This window comes from Janthinobacterium leeuwenhoeki (assembly GCF_051380795.1).
Lineage (GTDB): Bacteria > Pseudomonadota > Gammaproteobacteria > Burkholderiales > Burkholderiaceae_D > Janthinobacterium.
In genome coordinates this window covers 51,008-68,180 of record NZ_JBNYXT010000024.1, presented here as the reverse complement: position 1 = coordinate 68,180, position 17,173 = coordinate 51,008, and the positions used below count along the sequence as shown (strand labels likewise).

General features: G+C 61.0%; 17 protein-coding genes. 10 read left to right on the top strand and 7 right to left on the bottom strand.

Annotated features, from left to right (window positions below):
- The first annotated feature begins 17 nt into the window (after nt 1–17).
- From ACQ4WS_RS18015 to ACQ4WS_RS18005, 3 genes are all read left to right on the top strand, one after another.
- The gene (locus tag ACQ4WS_RS18015; protein WP_436478446.1) at nt 18–674 is read left to right on the top strand and encodes a DsbA family protein; all 657 of its coding nucleotides are present in this window, start codon (nt 18–20) and stop codon (nt 672–674) included.
- Nucleotides 675–767: 93 nt separating this feature from the next.
- Nucleotides 768–2,231, top strand: coding sequence for a catalase (locus tag ACQ4WS_RS18010; RefSeq protein WP_436478444.1), 1,464 nt, complete (start codon nt 768–770; stop codon nt 2,229–2,231).
- 167 nt (nt 2,232–2,398) lie between these two features.
- Nucleotides 2,399–2,782: a hypothetical protein gene (locus ACQ4WS_RS18005; protein WP_436478442.1), complete on the top strand. Its 384-nt coding sequence runs from the start codon at nt 2,399–2,401 to the stop codon at nt 2,780–2,782.
- Between the two features lie 48 nt (nt 2,783–2,830).
- On the opposite strand, the gene ACQ4WS_RS18000 is transcribed toward ACQ4WS_RS18005, so the two are convergent.
- From ACQ4WS_RS18000 to ACQ4WS_RS17985, 4 genes are all read right to left on the bottom strand, one after another.
- Nucleotides 2,831–6,409 carry an ABC transporter permease/M1 family aminopeptidase gene (locus ACQ4WS_RS18000; protein WP_436478440.1) on the bottom strand — a complete coding sequence of 1,193 codons (3,579 nt, stop codon included), beginning with the start codon at nt 6,407–6,409 and terminating at the stop codon, nt 2,831–2,833.
- A gap of 10 nt (nt 6,410–6,419) precedes the next feature.
- On the bottom strand, nt 6,420–7,313 hold the full coding sequence (locus ACQ4WS_RS17995; RefSeq protein WP_436478438.1) for an ABC transporter ATP-binding protein: 894 nt from the start codon (nt 7,311–7,313) through the stop codon (nt 6,420–6,422).
- Nucleotides 7,314–7,483: 170 nt separating this feature from the next.
- Entirely contained in the window at nt 7,484–8,680 is a 1,197-nt protein-coding gene (locus ACQ4WS_RS17990; RefSeq protein WP_436478436.1) for an ABC transporter permease, read from the bottom strand.
- 3 nt (nt 8,681–8,683) lie between these two features.
- A complete protein-coding gene (locus ACQ4WS_RS17985) occupies nt 8,684–9,463 on the bottom strand; it encodes an ATP-binding cassette domain-containing protein (protein ID WP_436478469.1) in 780 nt (259 codons plus the stop codon).
- Between the two features lie 148 nt (nt 9,464–9,611).
- Between ACQ4WS_RS17985 and ACQ4WS_RS17980 the strand changes: the two genes are divergently transcribed.
- Both ACQ4WS_RS17980 and coq7 read left to right on the top strand, forming a co-directional pair.
- The gene (locus tag ACQ4WS_RS17980) at nt 9,612–10,043 is read left to right on the top strand and encodes a hypothetical protein (RefSeq protein ID WP_436478434.1); all 432 of its coding nucleotides are present in this window, start codon (nt 9,612–9,614) and stop codon (nt 10,041–10,043) included.
- 85 nt (nt 10,044–10,128) lie between these two features.
- Nucleotides 10,129–10,773, top strand: coding sequence for a 2-polyprenyl-3-methyl-6-methoxy-1,4-benzoquinone monooxygenase (gene coq7, locus ACQ4WS_RS17975; protein WP_219311874.1), 645 nt, complete (start codon nt 10,129–10,131; stop codon nt 10,771–10,773).
- 82 nt (nt 10,774–10,855) lie between these two features.
- On the opposite strand, the gene ACQ4WS_RS17970 is transcribed toward coq7, so the two are convergent.
- Nucleotides 10,856–11,278, bottom strand: coding sequence for an OsmC family protein (locus ACQ4WS_RS17970; protein WP_426074645.1), 423 nt, complete (start codon nt 11,276–11,278; stop codon nt 10,856–10,858).
- 225 nt (nt 11,279–11,503) lie between these two features.
- On the opposite strand from ACQ4WS_RS17970, the gene rplM reads away from it, so the two are divergent.
- From rplM to erpA, 5 genes are all read left to right on the top strand, one after another.
- Nucleotides 11,504–11,932 (top strand): 50S ribosomal protein L13, encoded by a 429-nt coding sequence (rplM, locus tag ACQ4WS_RS17965; protein WP_010393282.1) that lies wholly within the window; start codon nt 11,504–11,506, stop codon nt 11,930–11,932.
- Between the two features lie 9 nt (nt 11,933–11,941).
- Nucleotides 11,942–12,334 (top strand): 30S ribosomal protein S9, encoded by a 393-nt coding sequence (gene rpsI, locus ACQ4WS_RS17960; protein WP_010393285.1) that lies wholly within the window; start codon nt 11,942–11,944, stop codon nt 12,332–12,334.
- Between the two features lie 179 nt (nt 12,335–12,513).
- Nucleotides 12,514–13,551, top strand: coding sequence for an N-acetyl-gamma-glutamyl-phosphate reductase (gene argC, locus ACQ4WS_RS17955; RefSeq protein ID WP_436478430.1), 1,038 nt, complete (start codon nt 12,514–12,516; stop codon nt 13,549–13,551).
- 90 nt (nt 13,552–13,641) lie between these two features.
- Nucleotides 13,642–14,031: a bactofilin family protein gene (locus ACQ4WS_RS17950; RefSeq protein WP_436478428.1), complete on the top strand. Its 390-nt coding sequence runs from the start codon at nt 13,642–13,644 to the stop codon at nt 14,029–14,031.
- A gap of 98 nt (nt 14,032–14,129) precedes the next feature.
- A complete protein-coding gene (gene erpA, locus ACQ4WS_RS17945) occupies nt 14,130–14,492 on the top strand; it encodes an iron-sulfur cluster insertion protein ErpA (RefSeq protein WP_029496047.1) in 363 nt (120 codons plus the stop codon).
- Between the two features lie 65 nt (nt 14,493–14,557).
- Here the strand turns inward: erpA and ACQ4WS_RS17940 are convergent, their stop codons facing one another.
- Complete coding sequence (locus tag ACQ4WS_RS17940; RefSeq protein ID WP_436478426.1) at nt 14,558–15,649, bottom strand: anhydro-N-acetylmuramic acid kinase; 1,092 nt, start codon at nt 15,647–15,649, stop codon at nt 14,558–14,560.
- Between the two features lie 144 nt (nt 15,650–15,793).
- Nucleotides 15,794–17,161 (bottom strand): M23 family metallopeptidase, encoded by a 1,368-nt coding sequence (locus tag ACQ4WS_RS17935; RefSeq protein WP_152253546.1) that lies wholly within the window; start codon nt 17,159–17,161, stop codon nt 15,794–15,796.
- Between the last annotated feature and the right edge of the window lie 12 nt (nt 17,162–17,173).

The window sequence follows — 17,173 nt, the reverse complement described above, 5'->3', positions numbered from 1 at the left end:
GCAACAAGGAGCGCGTCATGCCCACTTTGCATTATGTTTTCGATCCCCTGTGCGGCTGGTGCTACGGCGCCGCACCGCTGGTCGAGGCGGCGCGCGCCGTGCCGGGACTGACGGTGGCGTTTCACGGCGGCGGCATGATGACGGGCAGCAATCGCCGCCAGATCACGCCTGAATGGCGCGGCTATGTGCTGCCGCATGACCGGCGCATCGAGCAATTGTCGGGCCAGCCCTTCGGCGACGCCTATATGAATGGTTTGCTGAACGACACCACGGCCATGATGGATTCCGAACCGCCGATCACGGCCATCCTGGCGGCTGAAGTGTTGGCCGGCAAGGGCCTGGACATGCTGCAGCGCGTGCAGCGCGCCCATTACGTGGATGGCTTGCGTATCGCCGATGTGCCCGTGCTGGTGACCCTGGCGCAAGAGTTGGGCATGGATGGGACGGCATTCCAGGCCGAGTATGCGCAGCAGGCGGGCGCCACCACGCAGCAGCACATCGATGCCAGCCGCGCCTTGCTGGCGCAGGTGGGCGGGCAGGGCTTTCCCACGTTCGTGCTCGACGATGGCAGCGGCAAGCTGTCCGCGATCGATATCGGGGAGATGTTGGGCCAGCCGGCGAAGTTGCAGGCGCAACTGGGCGGCGTGTGCGATGCACAAGGATGTGCATTGTAAATAGCTATCGATTCGATAAAATCAATTATCTTTTCCTTTGTTGTTGACGTCGCTACACTGCTTGTATCAGTCAACAACGAAGGAAAAGCCGCCATGCGCCAACAGCCGCCATTCAGTACCGCCTCGGGCATTCCCGTCGCCGACAACCAGAATTCCATCAGCGCCGGTCCCCGTGGCCCCCTGCTGCTGCAAGATTTCCACCTGATCGAAAAACTCCAGCATTTCAACCGCGAGCGCATCCCCGAGCGCGTGGTGCACGCCAAAGGCTCGGGCGCCTATGGCACTTTTACCGTCACGCACGACATTTCGCGCTACACCAAGGCCAGGCTGTTCAGTGAAGTGGGCAAGCAGACGGCGACCTTCGCGCGCTTTTCCACCGTCGGCGGCGAACGCGGCAGTGCCGACACGGAACGCGACCCCCGCGGTTTCGCCGTGCGCTTCTATACGGAAGAAGGCAATTGGGACCTCGTTGGCAACAATACGCCCATGTTCTTCATCAAGGACCCGATCAAGTTCCCCGATTTCGTCCACACGCAAAAGCGCGATCCGCAGAGCAACTTGAAATCGGCCGAGATGATGTTTGACTTCTGGAGCCATGCGCCGGAAAGCCTGCACCAGGTCACCATGCTGTTTTCGGACCGCGGCACGCCGGACGGCTACCGCCACATGGATGGCTTCGGCAGCCACACGTATAGCCTGATCAATGACGATGGCCAGCGCGTGTACGTGAAATGGCACTTCAAGACGCGCCAGGGCATCAGGAATTTACCTGCGGCGGAAGCGGGCCGCCTGGCCGGCGCTGACCCCGACTACGCCCAGCGCGACCTGTTCGGCGCCATCGAACGCGGTGATTTCCCCCAGTGGGAAGTCAAGCTGCAGGTGGCGACGCAGGAGCAACTCGATGCCTGGGAGCAGCGCACGGGCTGGAACCCGTTCGATCTGACGAAAGTGTGGCCGCATGCGGACTTCCCTTTGCTGCCGGTGGGTATTTTCGAGCTGAACCGCAACCCGGACAATTACCACGCGGAAGTCGAGCAAGCGGCCTTTTCGCCGTCCAACGCCGTGCCGGGCATGGGCTATTCGCCGGACAAGATGCTGCAAGGCCGGCTGTTCGCCTACCACGACGCCCAACTGTACCGGGTCGGCACGAATCACCAGCATCTGCCCGTGAATGCGGCCCGCTGCCCGTTCCACAACCAGCAGCGCGATGGCGGCATGGCGATCCACAATGGCGGCGCGGCACAGAATTACGCGAACGTGGTGGCGGCAGGTACGCAGCCGCAAGGCCTGGGCCATGGCGAGGGGGCGCTGGCGCTCGATGGCGGCGCGGCGCGCTACGATGGACGCGGCGTGGAAGACGATTACACGCAAGCCGGCAATCTGTTCCGTCTGATGTCGGCCCAGGCGAAGCAGAACCTGTTCGACAACCTGGCCGGCCCGTTGAGCCAGGTGCGGCCGGAAACCTTGCAGCGTCAGCTGGGCCACTTTGACCGGGCCGATGCCGCCTACGGCGCCGGCGTGCGCGCCGCCCTGCAGGCGCGTGGCGTGACCCTGTAAGCCGTGTTGCAGGCGGAACAAGCTTGTTCCGCCTGTTTGATGCAGCACAAATTAGAGCTTGATGCCAAATATTGCCGTATGGACATATTTGCCTTCCATGCGTAGACTTGTCGGTCTGATGATCGCACCGTCTTCCTGGCGGCGTCCTGACTAGAAAGTCTTGCAATATGAATATGGCGAAGCTGTCGGTGCATGGGGACGACCCCACGCTCAACTCCATTCTCGAAGTCTTGCCCACAGATCCCGAGCGGCAATGGCGCAAGGGCGAGGCGAAAGGCGCGAATCGCGTGCATCTCGATTCCGGCTTCGACGTGCTGATCGCGCAAGCGCCCAAGTCGCAGGTGTTGCCCTCGCGCATACGCAGTTACCTGGCCGAATGCCGCTCGCGCGGCGTCACGTTCAGCATGCCGCGCATCGTGGCCGAGCTGCAGCTGGAATTGAATGGCGACGACACCGTTGACGCGCCGCTCGACCTCTCGCTGGCCGACATGCAGCACCTGACGGAAATGGGCATCAGCCTGAGCCTGGTGACGCGCTGCGCCGCAGTCTGACACCCAATGATACCGAAAGTGGCCGCCCGGAACAGGCGGCCACTTTGGTCACGCTTCTTCGAGCTCGACGGTGACCATATTGTCGTCCGGCTTGCGGTCGATCAGCTTGTTGTCGGGATCGATGCCCGCCTTGCCGGGCCGGCTGCCGACGATAACGGTATAGCTCGCTTCGCGCGCCGTCATGCGCAGGCGTTCGCGCAGCAGCGGATGGCCATTCGCGTCGTCGACGCCGATCTCGATCCAGTCGTGCAGGGGCGCCTCGTGCTCCTCTCCCTGTTCGCCGGCCGTCAATTTTCCCGCCTGCACCTTGAGGGTGACGGCGTACTTGCCATCGCTGCGTTTGGTGGCCGTGGCCGACAGGGCGCGGTTGTCGAACAGCACGATTTTCTCGAACAGGTCGTCGATCAGGTAAGCCTGCTCGGGCGGCGTGACCTGGCGCAAGCCGGTAATCAGTGCCGTCACGCTGGCATACGGCGGGCCTTTCTGGCCATAGTTCTTGAGCAGCTCGCGCAGCACGCCGTTGACCTTGTCTTCGCCGATGATGTCTTGCAGCAAGTACATGGCCAGGCTGCCTTTGTTGTAGTGGATATACGCCTGGTTTTCATTCTCGGCCAGCGGCAGTTCCTTCTTGCGCTCTTCGCTGCGCCCCATCAGATATTGATTCAGGTCATAGCGCAGGAAGCGGCGCATCTTGGCCGGTCCCACGGTTTTCTTCATCACCATCAGGGCCGAATACTCGGCCAGGGTTTCGCTGAGCACGGTAGCGCCCCGTGTATTGCCACCCACCAATTGATGCGCCCACCACTGGTGCGCCACTTCATGTGCCGTCACATACAGCGGATAGTCGATGTCTTTCGGATTCTTGTCGTCCACCCTGGCGATGAAGCCCAGCCCTTCCGAATATGGGATGGTGTTCGGGAACGACTGCGCAAAGGTGGCGTAGCGGGGGAACTCGACGATGCGCAGGATCTTGTGCTGGTAAGGGCCGAAGTTTTTCGTGTAGTAATCGAGCGCTTCCTTGCTGCCGCGCACGAATCGGTCCAGGTTGTATTCATGGCCCGGGTGGTGATACACGTCGATGGCCACGTCTTGCCAGCGTTCGTGCCTGACGGCGTAGCGGGCCGACTGGAATGCGTAAAAATTCAGGATCGGCTGTTCCATCGTGTAATGGAAGTAATGGCGGCCCTTGGCGATCCAGTCGTTGTCCAGCATGCCTGGCGCGATGGCCGTCTGGCCGTCGACGGTGCTGACGGTGGCGTCAAAGTTGATGCGGTCGGCGTCAATGCTGACGTAATTGTCGGCCAATCCCTTTGCATCATCGCGCGGCAAGGCCCGTTCGCGCGCTGGCAAACCGTGTTTCTTGCGGTCGCGCGGGTCCGTCAATTCCTGCTGCGGCTGGTAGCCGATGTGCGGCAGCACGGCATTCGTGAAGAAAGTGCCGTTGGCCACCACGGGCGTATCCTGGCCCAGGCCGAAGATGCCGCGCGGCGCGTAGCGGATGTCGAAATCGAGGCCCAGGGTGGCGCCCGGCGCCAGCGGCGCGGCCAGGCGGTAGCTGTAAAAGCCCAGCTTGCCGTCATCGAGGCCGGGATGCACGCGTGCATCAAAACGCAGGCGCATGGTAGACGTGGGGTCTTGCTGCACAAAAATGTGGCTGATCGGCAGGCTGGTCTTGTTTTGCAGCACATAGCGGCCCGTGACGGCCAGGGTGCGCTGCGCCGGGTAGATGGCCACGTCGAGTTTCACGTCGGTGATTCTCGGCTGCGGCGTGGCGGCAAACTTGCGGTACTGGCGCTCGGCACTGGCGCGGTCCGCATCGCGGGCGAATTCGGACTTGTAATCGTTGGCCACGTGGAAGACGTAGAACAGCACCGTGCCGGCGCCGAGGAAGAGCAGGGCGCCGCCGGCAAAGCTGGCCAGTACGCCGTGCGTCAGGCCGTGGCGCGCCAGGCGCAATCGGATGCGCCAGCTGTCCTGCGCGCCGCGGGGCCAGAACAGCAGGGACAGCACCGTCAGCATGACGGCCGCGCCGCTCCAGTACAGCAAGTACCAGCGCTCGCGCAACAGATAGTGGCCGGCGCCGTTCATGGCCGAATAGATGAAATCCGGCGTGCTGCCGTACAGCAGCAGCGGGTCACCCAGGCCCAGCGAGGAAAAGCTGATGCTGGCGATGTGGTACAGAATCATGGCAAAATATGCCAGGTACTTGTGATTGATCAACACCTGCAAAAAGATGGCCAGCACGGCGATCAGCGCGTAATGCGGCAGGTGCGACAGGAACAGCGATTCCACATACAGGCCGGGGTCGAGCCGGTAATAGCCCTTGAAGACCTGGATCGACATGCCGCACAGCATGATGACCAGGCTCAGCAAGGCTTGCAGGCCGATCAGCGCAAACAGTTTCGACAGCAGGGGCAGCCAGTTCGGCACGGGCAGGGCGTCGAGCATCAGACTGGTGCCCGCTTCCCGTTCGCGCCACACCAGTTCGCCCGCGTAGAAGGTGGTAATGATCAGCATGAACAGGGCAAACGAGGCGCTGACCATGTCCAGCACTTTTTCCGTCACCGGATAGGTATTCGTGCCGTAGAGGGAGCCCATGTCCAGCGCGCCCGCATACATGGTCAGCACGCCGGCCAGCACGATGACGACAAAATAGATGTTCTTGATGGTTTCGCGCAGGTTCAGCCAGCTCATCTTGACGAGCAGGGCGGCCAGGCTGCGCTGCGCGAAGTCCGGTGTTTCCTGCGTGGACAGCGAAGCGTTCGACAGGCGCAGCGGCACGTCGCCCTCGCTGCGGCGCTTGCCGGTGCCCGCGTCCGTCGTGGCGTGGAACTGGAAGCGCCAGTAACCGAGCAGCAAGGCCACCAGGGCGAAGCCGGACCAGATGGCGCGGTTCAGCAGGTACACGCCCTCCAAGGTCACCAGGCGCGTGTTGCGCTCCGCATTCGGCCAGTATTCCGTCAGGCGTATCAGCGCCGTGGTGCCGAAGGGATCGATCAGGGCGGCCAGGGTCTTGTAGTCGAGGTCGCGCGCCAGCGACGGGGCCACCAGGTAGCCGATCAGCATGACCACCGAGCTGATGTAGACGGGCAGCATGCGCCGCGTCAGGGCCGCGATGACGAAGAAGATGGCGCCGAAGATGAACAGGTTGGGTAGCAGGGTAAACACATACGGCATCAGGTAGGCCAGCGCCCGTTGCGGTCCCAGCCTTTCCGCATCGATGCCGGGTAGCCAGGCGCCCAGCCACGCACCGATGACGATGCTGGAAAACACCACCGCCAGCACCAGGTAGGCGCCCAGGAAGCGGCCGAACACATACTGGTATTTTTTGATCGGCGCGCTGAAGAAGAAATGTTGCATGCCGTATTCGAAATCCTGCTGCACCGAGCGGCCCATCATGGCGGCCACTACCACGGCGCCAAAGCAGCCCAGCAGGCTGCACGTAAACGCCAGCGAGCGCGGTGCGTTGATCAGGAACTTGCCGCCGAAACTGATGCTCGCTTCCTTGAAGACGCCGCCGGCGGCGGCCATCCACAGCATGGCCAGCGCCAGGAACATGGCGAAATACACCCAGGTGGACAGCAGCTTGAGCCGCTGTCGCGCTTCAAAGCGGGCGATGGCAAACATGGCCTTCCCCTCAGTCGCACTGCGGGGCGACGCGGTGGCGCCCGGCAATGGTGGCGAAATACAGGTCTTCCAGGTCGCCGATGGCTTCCTCGAAGCCATCGCCCGGGTCGTCATCGCTATAGACGTGGATCAAGGTGCGGCCCGACAGCAAGCGCGTGGAAATGACGGCGTGGCGCTGCTGGAAGCTGGCCAGCTCCTTCTTTTCGACAAAGCGCGCCCAGATCTTGCAGCTGACTTCGTCAATCAATTCCTGGGTCTTGCCGCACAGCAGCAAATGGCCCTTGTTGATGATGGCCATGTTGGCGCACAGGTCGGCCACGTCGGAGACGATATGGGTCGACAGGATCACCGTCTTGTCTTCGCCGATGTCGGACAGCAGATTATGGAAGCGCACCCGCTCCTGCGGATCGAGGCCGGCCGTCGGCTCGTCGACGATGATCAGTTTCGGGTCGCCCAGCAGGGCTTGCGCGATGCCGAAGCGCTGGCGCATGCCGCCGGAAAAGCTGCCCAGGCGCTGGTGGCGCACGTCGAACAGGTTGGTTTGCTGCAACAGACCATCGACGACCTCGCGCCGGCGCGCCCGCTGCGACAAGCCTTTCAAGGTGGCGAAATGGTCGAGCAGTTCATACGCCGTCACTTTCGGGTACAGGCCGAAGTCTTGCGGCAGGTAGCCCAGCATGCGGCGGATCTCGTCCTTGTCGTCAAGTACGTCGTAGTCGCCGAAGAAGATGGAGCCGGAATCGCATTCCTGCAAGGTGGCCAGGGTGCGCATCAGGGTCGACTTGCCGGCGCCATTCGGGCCCAGCAAGCCAAACATCCCTGGCGGTATCGTCAGCGACACCTTATCCAGCGCCACCACGCCATTCGCGTAGGTCTTCGACAATTTGCGAATCTGCAATTCCATACAACTCCTAACTCATACGTTGCTGCCCGATGCTACAGGGCTACTCTATGCTGGCATTGTATTGAATTTAAGACGTACTGGGCAGTTGCATGCGATACACGGCATTTTCGCGTGCCCAGAGTGCAGATGGGCGGGGTGGATGGCACCCCGCTTTACCGTTGTTGGCATGTCTAGTTGCGGAACAATACCGATTCCCGGTTAAACCACCAGCGGCACAGCATCAGCAGGGCGCCTGCGATCACCGTGGTCGAGGCGAGGATCACGCCGAACATGCGGTAATCCATGGTGCCCTTGACCAGCTCCTTCATGGCCAGCGACACATTCGTCAGCGGCACCATGGCCCACATCCAGTTCAGCTCGACGCCAGGCAGCATGGCCGCCACCGTGGGCAGGATGACAAACAGCATCAATGGCGTGATCATGCCGGCCGCTTCCTTGTAGCTTTTCGCGTAGATCGAGATCGACAGCAGCAGCGAGGCAAAGATGGCGGCCGTCGGCACCAGCATCAGGGTCACCATGGCCAGGTCGGGCAAGCCGATGCTGCGCACCATGACGGCCATATTGCCTTCCAGCGAACTGCCGAAGATGGCCAGCAGGGCGCCCATGCTGCCCACCATCAGCACGGCCGAGGTCATGCCGACGGTAAACAGCACGAGGAACTTGGCCAGCACGATGGCGCTGCGCGGCACGGGCGCCAGCAGCAAGGTTTCCAGCGTGCCCCGCTCCTTTTCGCCGGCGCCCAGGTCGATGGCCGGATACATGGCCGCCGTCAGGCATACCATCAGCAGCAAATAGGGCAGCATGCCGCCGACGATGGCACCCATCTGCTCGCGCTCGTTGGCCGTCGATTGCTTGTCGAGCACGATGGGGTGCAGGGCAAAGGCCAGCTGGGCCGGGCTCAGGTTCAGGGCCGACAGCGCGTCTTCGCGCAGGCTGGCGTTATACGCCTCGACGATTTCGCGCACCCGCTGCTGGGTCACGTCGACCGTGCTGGCGCTGTTGTAGTGCAGCACTACCTTGGCTTGCTGCTGTTGCTGCAGCGCCGCTTCAAACTGGGGCGGAATGACGACGGCAAACTTGATGCTGTCGTCGCCGATGGCGCGGCGGATGTCGCCCTCGCTGGCCAGCGGCACTTCGCGCAAGTTGTGCTGCTGCGCAAAACGCGCGCTCAAGCCCGGCGAATGGTCCTTGCCGAACAGGGCGTAGCGCATTTCCGCCGTCTTGGCGTTCTTGAACATATTGTTCGAGACATAGGCGAAGCCGCCAAAGATCAGCGGCATGGCAAAGATGGGGATGAGGATGGTGAAGATCAGCGTCTTGCGGTCGCGCGTGAGTTCCAGCAACTCTTTCAGATAAATGGTCCACATGGCTCAAGCTCCCTGGTTGATGACGCTGACAAAGGCGTCGTACAAGTCCGCGCTGCCGCCCAGGTGGCGCAGTTCCTTGACCGTGCCATTGAAGGCGGTGGTGCCGCGGTTGATGATGCAGACGCGGTCGCACAGCTTTTCCACCTCGTGCAGGTGGTGCGTGGAAAAGATCAGCGGCACGCGCAGCGCCTTGTAGCTGGCGATGAAGTCGAGCAGGATCTTGGCCGACATCACGTCCAGGCCCGTCGTCGGCTCGTCGAGGATGACCACCTGCGGCTCGTGCACGACGGTGCGGGCGATCGCGCACTTCTGTTTCATGCCCGTCGACAACTGATCGGCCCGCTTGCCGCCGTATTCTTCCATGTGCAGCAAGGCAAACAACTCGTCGCAGCGGCGTTTCAGCTTGTCGGCCGGCATGCCATGCAGGCGGCCAAAGTACTCCACGTTCTCGCGCGCCGTCAGGCGACCGTACAATCCCGTCGAGCCGGACAGGAAACCGATGCTCTGGCGCGCCACCAGCGGTTGCTGCAACACGTCGACGCCGTTCACGAGGGCGCTGCCCGCGTCCGCTTGCAAGGCTGTCGACAGCAGGCGCAGGGTGGTCGTCTTGCCGGCCCCATTCGGCCCTAGCAGGCCCAGCACTTCGCCGGGGGCGCAGCTGAAACTGACGTCGCGCACGGCGTGAAACCAGCCCTCATATTCGCGCGGATCGCTGACGTGCACGGCCTTGCCCTTGTGGGGCGGCATGCGGAAACGTTTTGCCAGGTGCTTGACCTCAATCATGTGCTTCATCCATTCGACGGTGAAGAACGAGAGTAGCATGCAAAAAATGTAACTTGCAAGGTGGAAATATCGTTTGGTCTATTGAAAAAAACAGCATCTTCATGCAAGCTGGCCCGGTGAGCGCCGGCGGACGGCGCGGGAGAGCGCAATGCAAACGATCGATCAGGCGATGCAGGACAAGGTACTGGCCGTGGCCCGTGCCGGCATGACCAGTGCCGAAGCCATCGGTTTCTTCCGCGTCAGCCTGGGGCTATACTACCTGGCCGGCCTGATGACGGAGGAAACCCTCGATTTCAAGCAGATCGACGCCAGGTACAACCGTTTTATTTACCACTCGATTGGTGGCGGGCACAGCATCGCCAGCGTGTTGCAATTCATGAGCGGCGAGAAAGTCTTGCGCGTGCTGCAGTCGGAGCGTTTTCGCGCCGCGTTTGCCGAGTACTGCCCGGACATTCCCGTCGACAGCATTTTTTTCCTGATTTCACTGAACCTGGGCGTGGCGAAAAGCCTGTCCGGCCTGGACGCCGTCGGCCCCGTGGTGGACTGGATAGAGCAGGAAAAAGCGCGCACAAGTCAATAAAGCCCCGTTCACCCTGCGCGCAGCGTGGGGACGGCTGGGCCTGATCGTCCTATAATTCATGTTTTCCCTTACATGAATAGCCACGATGACCGCGAACCGCCATTTTGACCCCCTGGATCGTTTGATTGTTGGCGCCGACAAGGCCCTGCGCGTCATGGCAGGCGTGGCCTCGGCCTCGCGCCCCACGCCGGCCGCACATGCGCCCGATGCGGAACTGAGCCCGGCCGAACAGCGCCACAGCGCCGGCTTGATGCGCGTCAACCATGTGGGCGAAGTGTGCGCGCAAGCCCTGTACAACTCGCAGGCGCGTTATGCGCACAGCCCGGCCATCCGCGCCCAGTTCGACGAAGCGGGACGCGAAGAGGAAGATCACCTGGCCTGGACGGCGCAGCGCCTGACGGAACTGGGCTCGCGTCTGAGCCTGCTCAATCCCCTGTGGTATGCGGGTTCCTTTGCGCTGGGCACCATCGCCGCGCGCATGGGCGACGGCCGCAGCCTGGGTTTCGTGGTGGAAACGGAGCGCCAGGTGGAAGCGCACCTGGCCAGCCACTTGCAGGAATTGCCGCCGCAGGACGCCAAATCGCGCGCCATCGTCAAGCAGATGGCCATCGATGAAGTGGAACATGGCGCCGCCGCCCAGCGTCTGGGCGCCATCGATACGCCGGCGCCCGTCAAGGCGCTGATGGGGCTGATGGGCAAGGTTATGACGAAGACGGCGTATTACTTATAAACGTTACTTTTACCCCAGACGCAAAAACTGGGGTCGGACCCTCAGGGTCCGACCCCGGCATTTCGCCGCCGGGGGGTAAGAATTATTCTTCAATAATCTCGAACGAGTGAGTAATCTCGGCGGTTTTCGCCAGCATGATCGACGCCGAGCAATACTTGTCATGCGACAAAGCCACGGCACGTTCCACGGCCGTCGGTTTCAGGGCCTTGCCGCGCACGGTGAAGTGGAAGTGGATCTTGGTAAACACTTTCGGATCGGTCTCGGCGCGCTCGGCCTTGAGCGTCACTTCGCAGCCACTGACGGCTTCGCGCCCCCGTTTCAGGATCAGCACCACGTCATAGGCGGTGCAACCGCCCGTGCCCAGCAAGACCATTTCCATGGGGCGTGGCGCCAGGTTATGGCCGCCGCCATCGGGCGCGCCATCCATGGTCACCAGGTGGCCGGAACCCGTTTCTGCCCGAAAACTCATGCCCGACGGGCCATTCCAGCTGACTTTGCATTCCATCGTACTCTCCGAAAATTGTAAGCGTTTTGTATTGTAATAGAGGAATGCCCATCCATGTGCCGCCCGCCCGCCCGCAGCCGGCCTCGATTGCGGCTTGACGCGGCAAGACAAAGCCGCTTATAATTGTCGGCTTTCCGTTCGCTCAGGAAAAGTAAATAAGGCAGAGTCCGCATAGCAACATCGGCGGAACCACCATTTGAGCGTGTAATCTATTAGGAAGTCAACATGAAAACATTTTCCGCTAAAGGACATGAAGTCCAGCGCGATTGGTTCGTGGTTGACGCGACGGACAAAGTCCTCGGACGTGTTGCCAGCGAAGTGGCACTCCGACTGCGCGGCAAACACAAACCAGAATTTACCCCTCACGTCGATACCGGCGACTTTATCGTCGTCATCAACGCAGGCAAACTGCGTGTGACCGGTACCAAAGCTACTGAGAAAATTTACTACCGTCACTCTGGCTATCCAGGCGGCATCTACGAAACCAACTTCCAGAAAATGCAACAGCGTTTTCCAGGTCGCGCGCTTGAGAAAGCGGTCAAGGGCATGTTGCCTAAAGGCCCACTCGGCTACGCAATGATCAAGAAGCTGAAAGTGTACGCGGAAGGTTCCCATCCGCACGCTGCTCAGCAACCTAAAGCACTTGTTCTCTAAGGAACTGACATGATCGGTAATTACAATTATGGAACCGGCCGTCGCAAAAGTGCAGTGGCTCGGGTTTTTATCAAAGTTGGCACAGGCTTGATCGTTGTTAACGGCAAACCAGCAAACGAATACTTTTCGCGCGAAACGGGTCTGATGGTCATCCGTCAACCACTGGAACTGACCGGCAATGTCGAGCGTTTCGACATCAAAGTCAACGTCCATGGCGGCGGTGAGTCGGGCCAGGCTGGTGCAGTTCGTCACGGCATCACCCGCGCTCTGATCGACTACGATGCAGCGTTGAAACCGGAACTGGCGAAAGCCGGCTTCGTGACCCGCGATGCACGTGAAGTCGAGCGTAAAAAAGTTGGTCTGCGCAAAGCACGTCGCGCAAAGCAATTCTCGAAGCGTTAATTTCTACGCTACAGCACCTTTCGGGGTGCTGGTCGAAAAGCCGCTGGACTTCGGTTCCGCGGCTTTTTTGCATTTCAGCGGGATGCGCCGTTGCGCTGTAAAATACGCGAAAACCCGCAGGGGTAGCGTTTCCCCTCTTCTTTTTGCAATCTTATGCAATCTATACACAAGGAAAGAACATGATCAAAGTTGGCATCGTCGGCGGCACTGGATACACGGGCGTGGAATTGTTGCGCTTGCTCGCTACCCATCCAGATGTCGAGTTGACGGCGATTACCTCGCGCAAGGAAGATGGCTTGCCCGTTGCTGACATGTATCCTTCCCTGCGTGGCCACGTAAAACTGGCGTTTTCCTCGCCGGACAAGGCGAATCTGGAGCAGTGCGACGTGGTCTTTTTTGCCACCCCGCATGGTGTTGCCATGGCGCAAGCGCCAGCCCTGCTGGCCGCCGGCGTGAAAGTCATCGACCTGGCCGCCGACTTCCGCTTGAAAGACCAGGCCAAGTTCGAGCAGTGGTACAAGATTCCCCACACGGCGCCTGAACTGATCGAGCAAGCGGTGTACGGCTTGCCGGAACTGAACCGTGAAGATATTAAAAAAGCCAGTCTGATCGCCAACCCAGGTTGCTACCCGACCACCATGCAGCTGGGCTTTTACCCGTTGCTCAAGGCTGGCCTGGTCAACGCGGGCGGCTTGATCGCCGACTGCAAGTCGGGCGTATCCGGCGCCGGCCGCAAGGCGGAAATCGGCATCCTGTTCTCGGAAAGCAGCGACAGCTTCAAGGCCTATGGCGTGGCCGGCCACCGCCACCTGCCGGAAACGACGGCGCAACTGCAGCGCTTCACGGATGACAAAGTGGCGCTGACCTTTACGCCGCACCTGGTGCCGATGATCCGCGGCATGCATTCGACGCTGTACGCGCAGCTGAACAAGGATGTCAGCAATGAGGAATTGCAAGCCTTGTTCGAAGAGCAATACAAGGATGAGCCTTTCGTCGACGTGATGCCATTTGGCTCGCACCCGGAAACGCGCTCCACGCGCGGCTCGAACATGCTGCGCCTAGCCTTGCACCGTCCCGAAGGCGGCAATACCGTCATCGTGCTGGTGGTGCAGGACAACCTGGTCAAGGGCGCGTCCGGCCAGGCCGTGCAATGCATGAACTTGATGTTTGGCTTGAAAGAAACGGCCGGTTTGCAACACATCGCCCTGCTGCCGTAATTATCGGCGCAGGTGCTTGCGCGGGTCCGGCGTCTTTTTGCCGGACCTGTGATAAATTGGTTTGCCACCGACCCCGACAGGATGACGTTCATGTTCGAGCGCAACGCGAAAAACCCCATCGACACCCTGATCGGCGCTTCCACGCGGATCGAGGGCGACTTGCTGTTTTGCGGCGGCCTGCGCATCGATGGCCATGTGCGCGGCAACGTCACGGGCGAGCCGGGCGAACCCACGTATGTGGTGCTGGGCGAGGCGGGCCGCATCGATGGCGAAGTGCGCTGCTCCAGCCTGGTCGTCAGCGGCGAGATTAACGGCCCCGTGTATGTGTCCGAAATGCTTGAAATCCAGCCGAAAGCCCGCATTGTAGGGGAGGTCTACTACAAGGTGCTGGAAATGCACAGCGGCGCCCTGGTGCAGGGAAAGCTCAGCCGGCACGAGAGTGCCGACCCCGTGCTGCACCTGGCCGTATCGGAAATGTGAGCAGGAACAACACCGTCCAGCCGCATCAGCGGCTGCCGCAGCGCGAGTTGCGGCAACAGTCTATAATGAGTTAATGTTTTCTAGTAGGAGTGTCTGATATGAATGCCGTCGCTGAAATGCAAGATGTGATCCCTTCACCCATTATCTTTACCGATAGCGCCGCCGAAAAAGTTGCGCAGCTGATCGAAGAAGAAGGCAATCCCGACCTGAAATTGCGCGTGTTCGTGCAGGGTGGCGGCTGTTCCGGCTTCCAGTACGGTTTCACCTTTGACGAAATCGTCAATGAAGATGACACCACCATGGTCAAGAACGGCGTCCAGCTGTTGATCGATTCCATGAGCTACCAGTACCTGGTCGGCGCGGAAATCGATTACAAGGATGACCTGGAAGGTGCGCAGTTCGTGATTAAAAACCCTACCGCGACCTCCACCTGCGGTTGCGGTTCGTCTTTCTCCGTTTAAATACTAAACTGGGCAAGCAAGAAAATAGCGGATCGATGATCCGCTATTTGTGTTTTGACGTCTGCTCAACGCGGATACAGCGCCCCCAGTACTCGTAAACCCTGCGCGCCCGTCACGGCCGGCAAGTTGCCAGGCTTGCGCTGTGTAAAACGCCAGGCCAGCCAGGCGAAGGCCAGCGCCTCGACCTGGCTGGGCGCGACGCCCAGGGCTGCCGTCGACTCCACCGCCATGCCCGGCAATTCAGCGGCCAGCGCCGCCATCAGACTGGCGTTCTGCGCGCCGCCGCCACACACATACACGTTTTCCGCCTGCGCCCCGTCGCGCAAAATAGCGTGCGCCAGGCTGGCCGCCGTCAGCTGCGTCAAGGTCGCCTGCACGTCGGCCGGCTGGGCTTGCGGATAGCTGGCCAGCTTGCTTGTCAGCCAGTCGGCATGGAACAGGTCGCGTCCCGTGCTTTTCGGCGCCGGCAAGTCAAAATACGGTTCGTTGAGCAATTCTGCCAGCAGGGCAGGGATGACCTGGCCCGTGGCGGCCCAGGCGCCGTTGGCGTCGTAGGGCTGGCCCAGGTGCTGCAAGACCCAGCCATCCATCAGCGCATTGCCGGGCCCCGTGTCGTAGCCCGTTACCGTGCCGTCCGCATGCAGCACGCTGATATTGCTGATGCCGCCGATATTGGCCAGCACGCGCGTGTGGCCGGGCACATTGAAAATGGCCTGGTGGAAGGCGGGCACCAGTGGCGCGCCCTGGCCGCCGGCGGCCACGTCGCGGCTGCGCAAGTCGGCGACGACATCGATGCCCGTCAGTTCGGCCAGCAAGGCCGGGTTGTTCAACTGGCGCGTAAAGCCCAGCTCGGGGCGATGGCGGATGGTCTGGCCATGTGCGCCGATGGCGGCGATGGCTTCCGGGCCGATGCCTGCGTTGCTCAAGAGCATGGCGACGCAGTCGGCGTAATGGCGCACGAGCTGATTTGCGGCCAGTGCTTCGCGTTCGATTTCATTCTGGCCAGCACTTTGCAGGGCCATCAGGTCGGCGCGCAGGCTGGTGGGGAAGGGAATGTACGCATCGCCCAGGCTGCGCGTGCCCTCGTCGGAAAAGTCGACCAGCGCACCGTCAACGCCATCGAGGCTGGTGCCCGACATTAAACCGATATACAGCATGGGTGTTTCCTTGCGTGCGTAAGTGATGGGGGACATTGTGCCGCATTTGTGCCGTACGCAAAAGCACGTGGAAAAAACAAAGGCACCGGCCATCTGCATGGGCGGTGCCTTTGTTGTTGCCCGAAGGCGGTGTTGCAGTGTCTCTTAACGCGACGCCAGTGCCGTGTCGTTCGGACGCAGCAGGGTGAAGCGGTGCATCATGTCGGCGGAGACCATGCGGAAGCGGCTCAGCTCGGCGGCCGTCAGCGGCGCCTGGGCTTGTACGTTCAGCTTGCTTGGATCTTGTGCCACGCCGCCGACGCGGAATTCATAGTGCAAATGGGCGCCCGTGGACCAGCCGGTGGTGCCGACGTAGCCGATCACATCGCCCTGGCTCACTTTTTGACCTTTTTTCAGGCCCGAAGCGAAGCGGCTCATGTGGGCGTAGGCGGTCGTGTAGTTGGCCCAGTGTTTCAGGACAACAACATTGCCGTAGCCGTTTTGCATGCCGACGGAATCGACCACGCCATCGCCCGAAGCGCGGATAGGGGTGCCCGTTGCTGCAGCGAAATCGATGCCCTTGTGCGCTTTCCAGTTGCCGGAAATCGGGTGTACGCGCATGGAGAAGCCGGACGAGATGCGGGAGAATTCGAGTGGGGATTTCAGGAAGGCTTTTTTGAGGGACTTGCCGTCGAAGCTGTAGTAACCGCCGCCTTGCTTGCTGGCTGGGTCTTCGAACCAAACGGACTGGTAAGTCGTGCCGCGGTTGGTGAATTCACCGGCCAGGATGCGGCCCGCTCGGACGAATTCGCCATCTTGCCAGAATGTTTCGTAGACCACGTTGAACGAGTCGCCGCGTTTCAGGTCGGAGCGGAAGTCGATATTGGTAGAGAACATTTCCACGATTTGCGCGGAAATCGAGTCTGGCAGGCGGGTGCCGTCCAGGCTGGAGTCGGTGGCGGCGAACAGGGTGGAAGTAATCTTGCGCGCATGCATTTCAACGCGGCGTTCCAGCTGGGCTGCCACTTCCGTGGCCACGAACTTGTCGCCCTTGCGGGTGATCAGGATGTTCTTGACCGATTTGTCCGTGCCGTCGACGAGCGTGGCGCGCATCCAGTTGAGGTCGCCGTTTTCGGTCGTTTGCGCTTGCACGCGCTTGCCCGATTTCAGCAACATCACGCCGCGCGCGATCTTGTCGGTTTTGATGAAATTGGCGGCCGCCGGATCATCCACGCCGAGACGGGTCAGCAGGGTGGCGAGGGTATCGCCAGCGCGGACTTTTTCTTCGTGGGTGAAATTCTGGTCTACCTGTTCCATCGCGGAAATTTGCGAGGCGAGATCAGGCATTTCCAGGTTCTGGGCGATGGACGTCACCGGCAGATCGGAAGCGTCGGGCGCCATGGGCGACACGGCGACCGCGCCGAAAGCGGCCACGGCGAGCAGCACTGCGGAGGCGCCAATAATGCGTGCCTTGCGTGTCGTCGTCAGCTGTGTGTACAAGCGTGAGCCTGTGATTTTATGTATAGGGTTCATGCAATCAGTTAA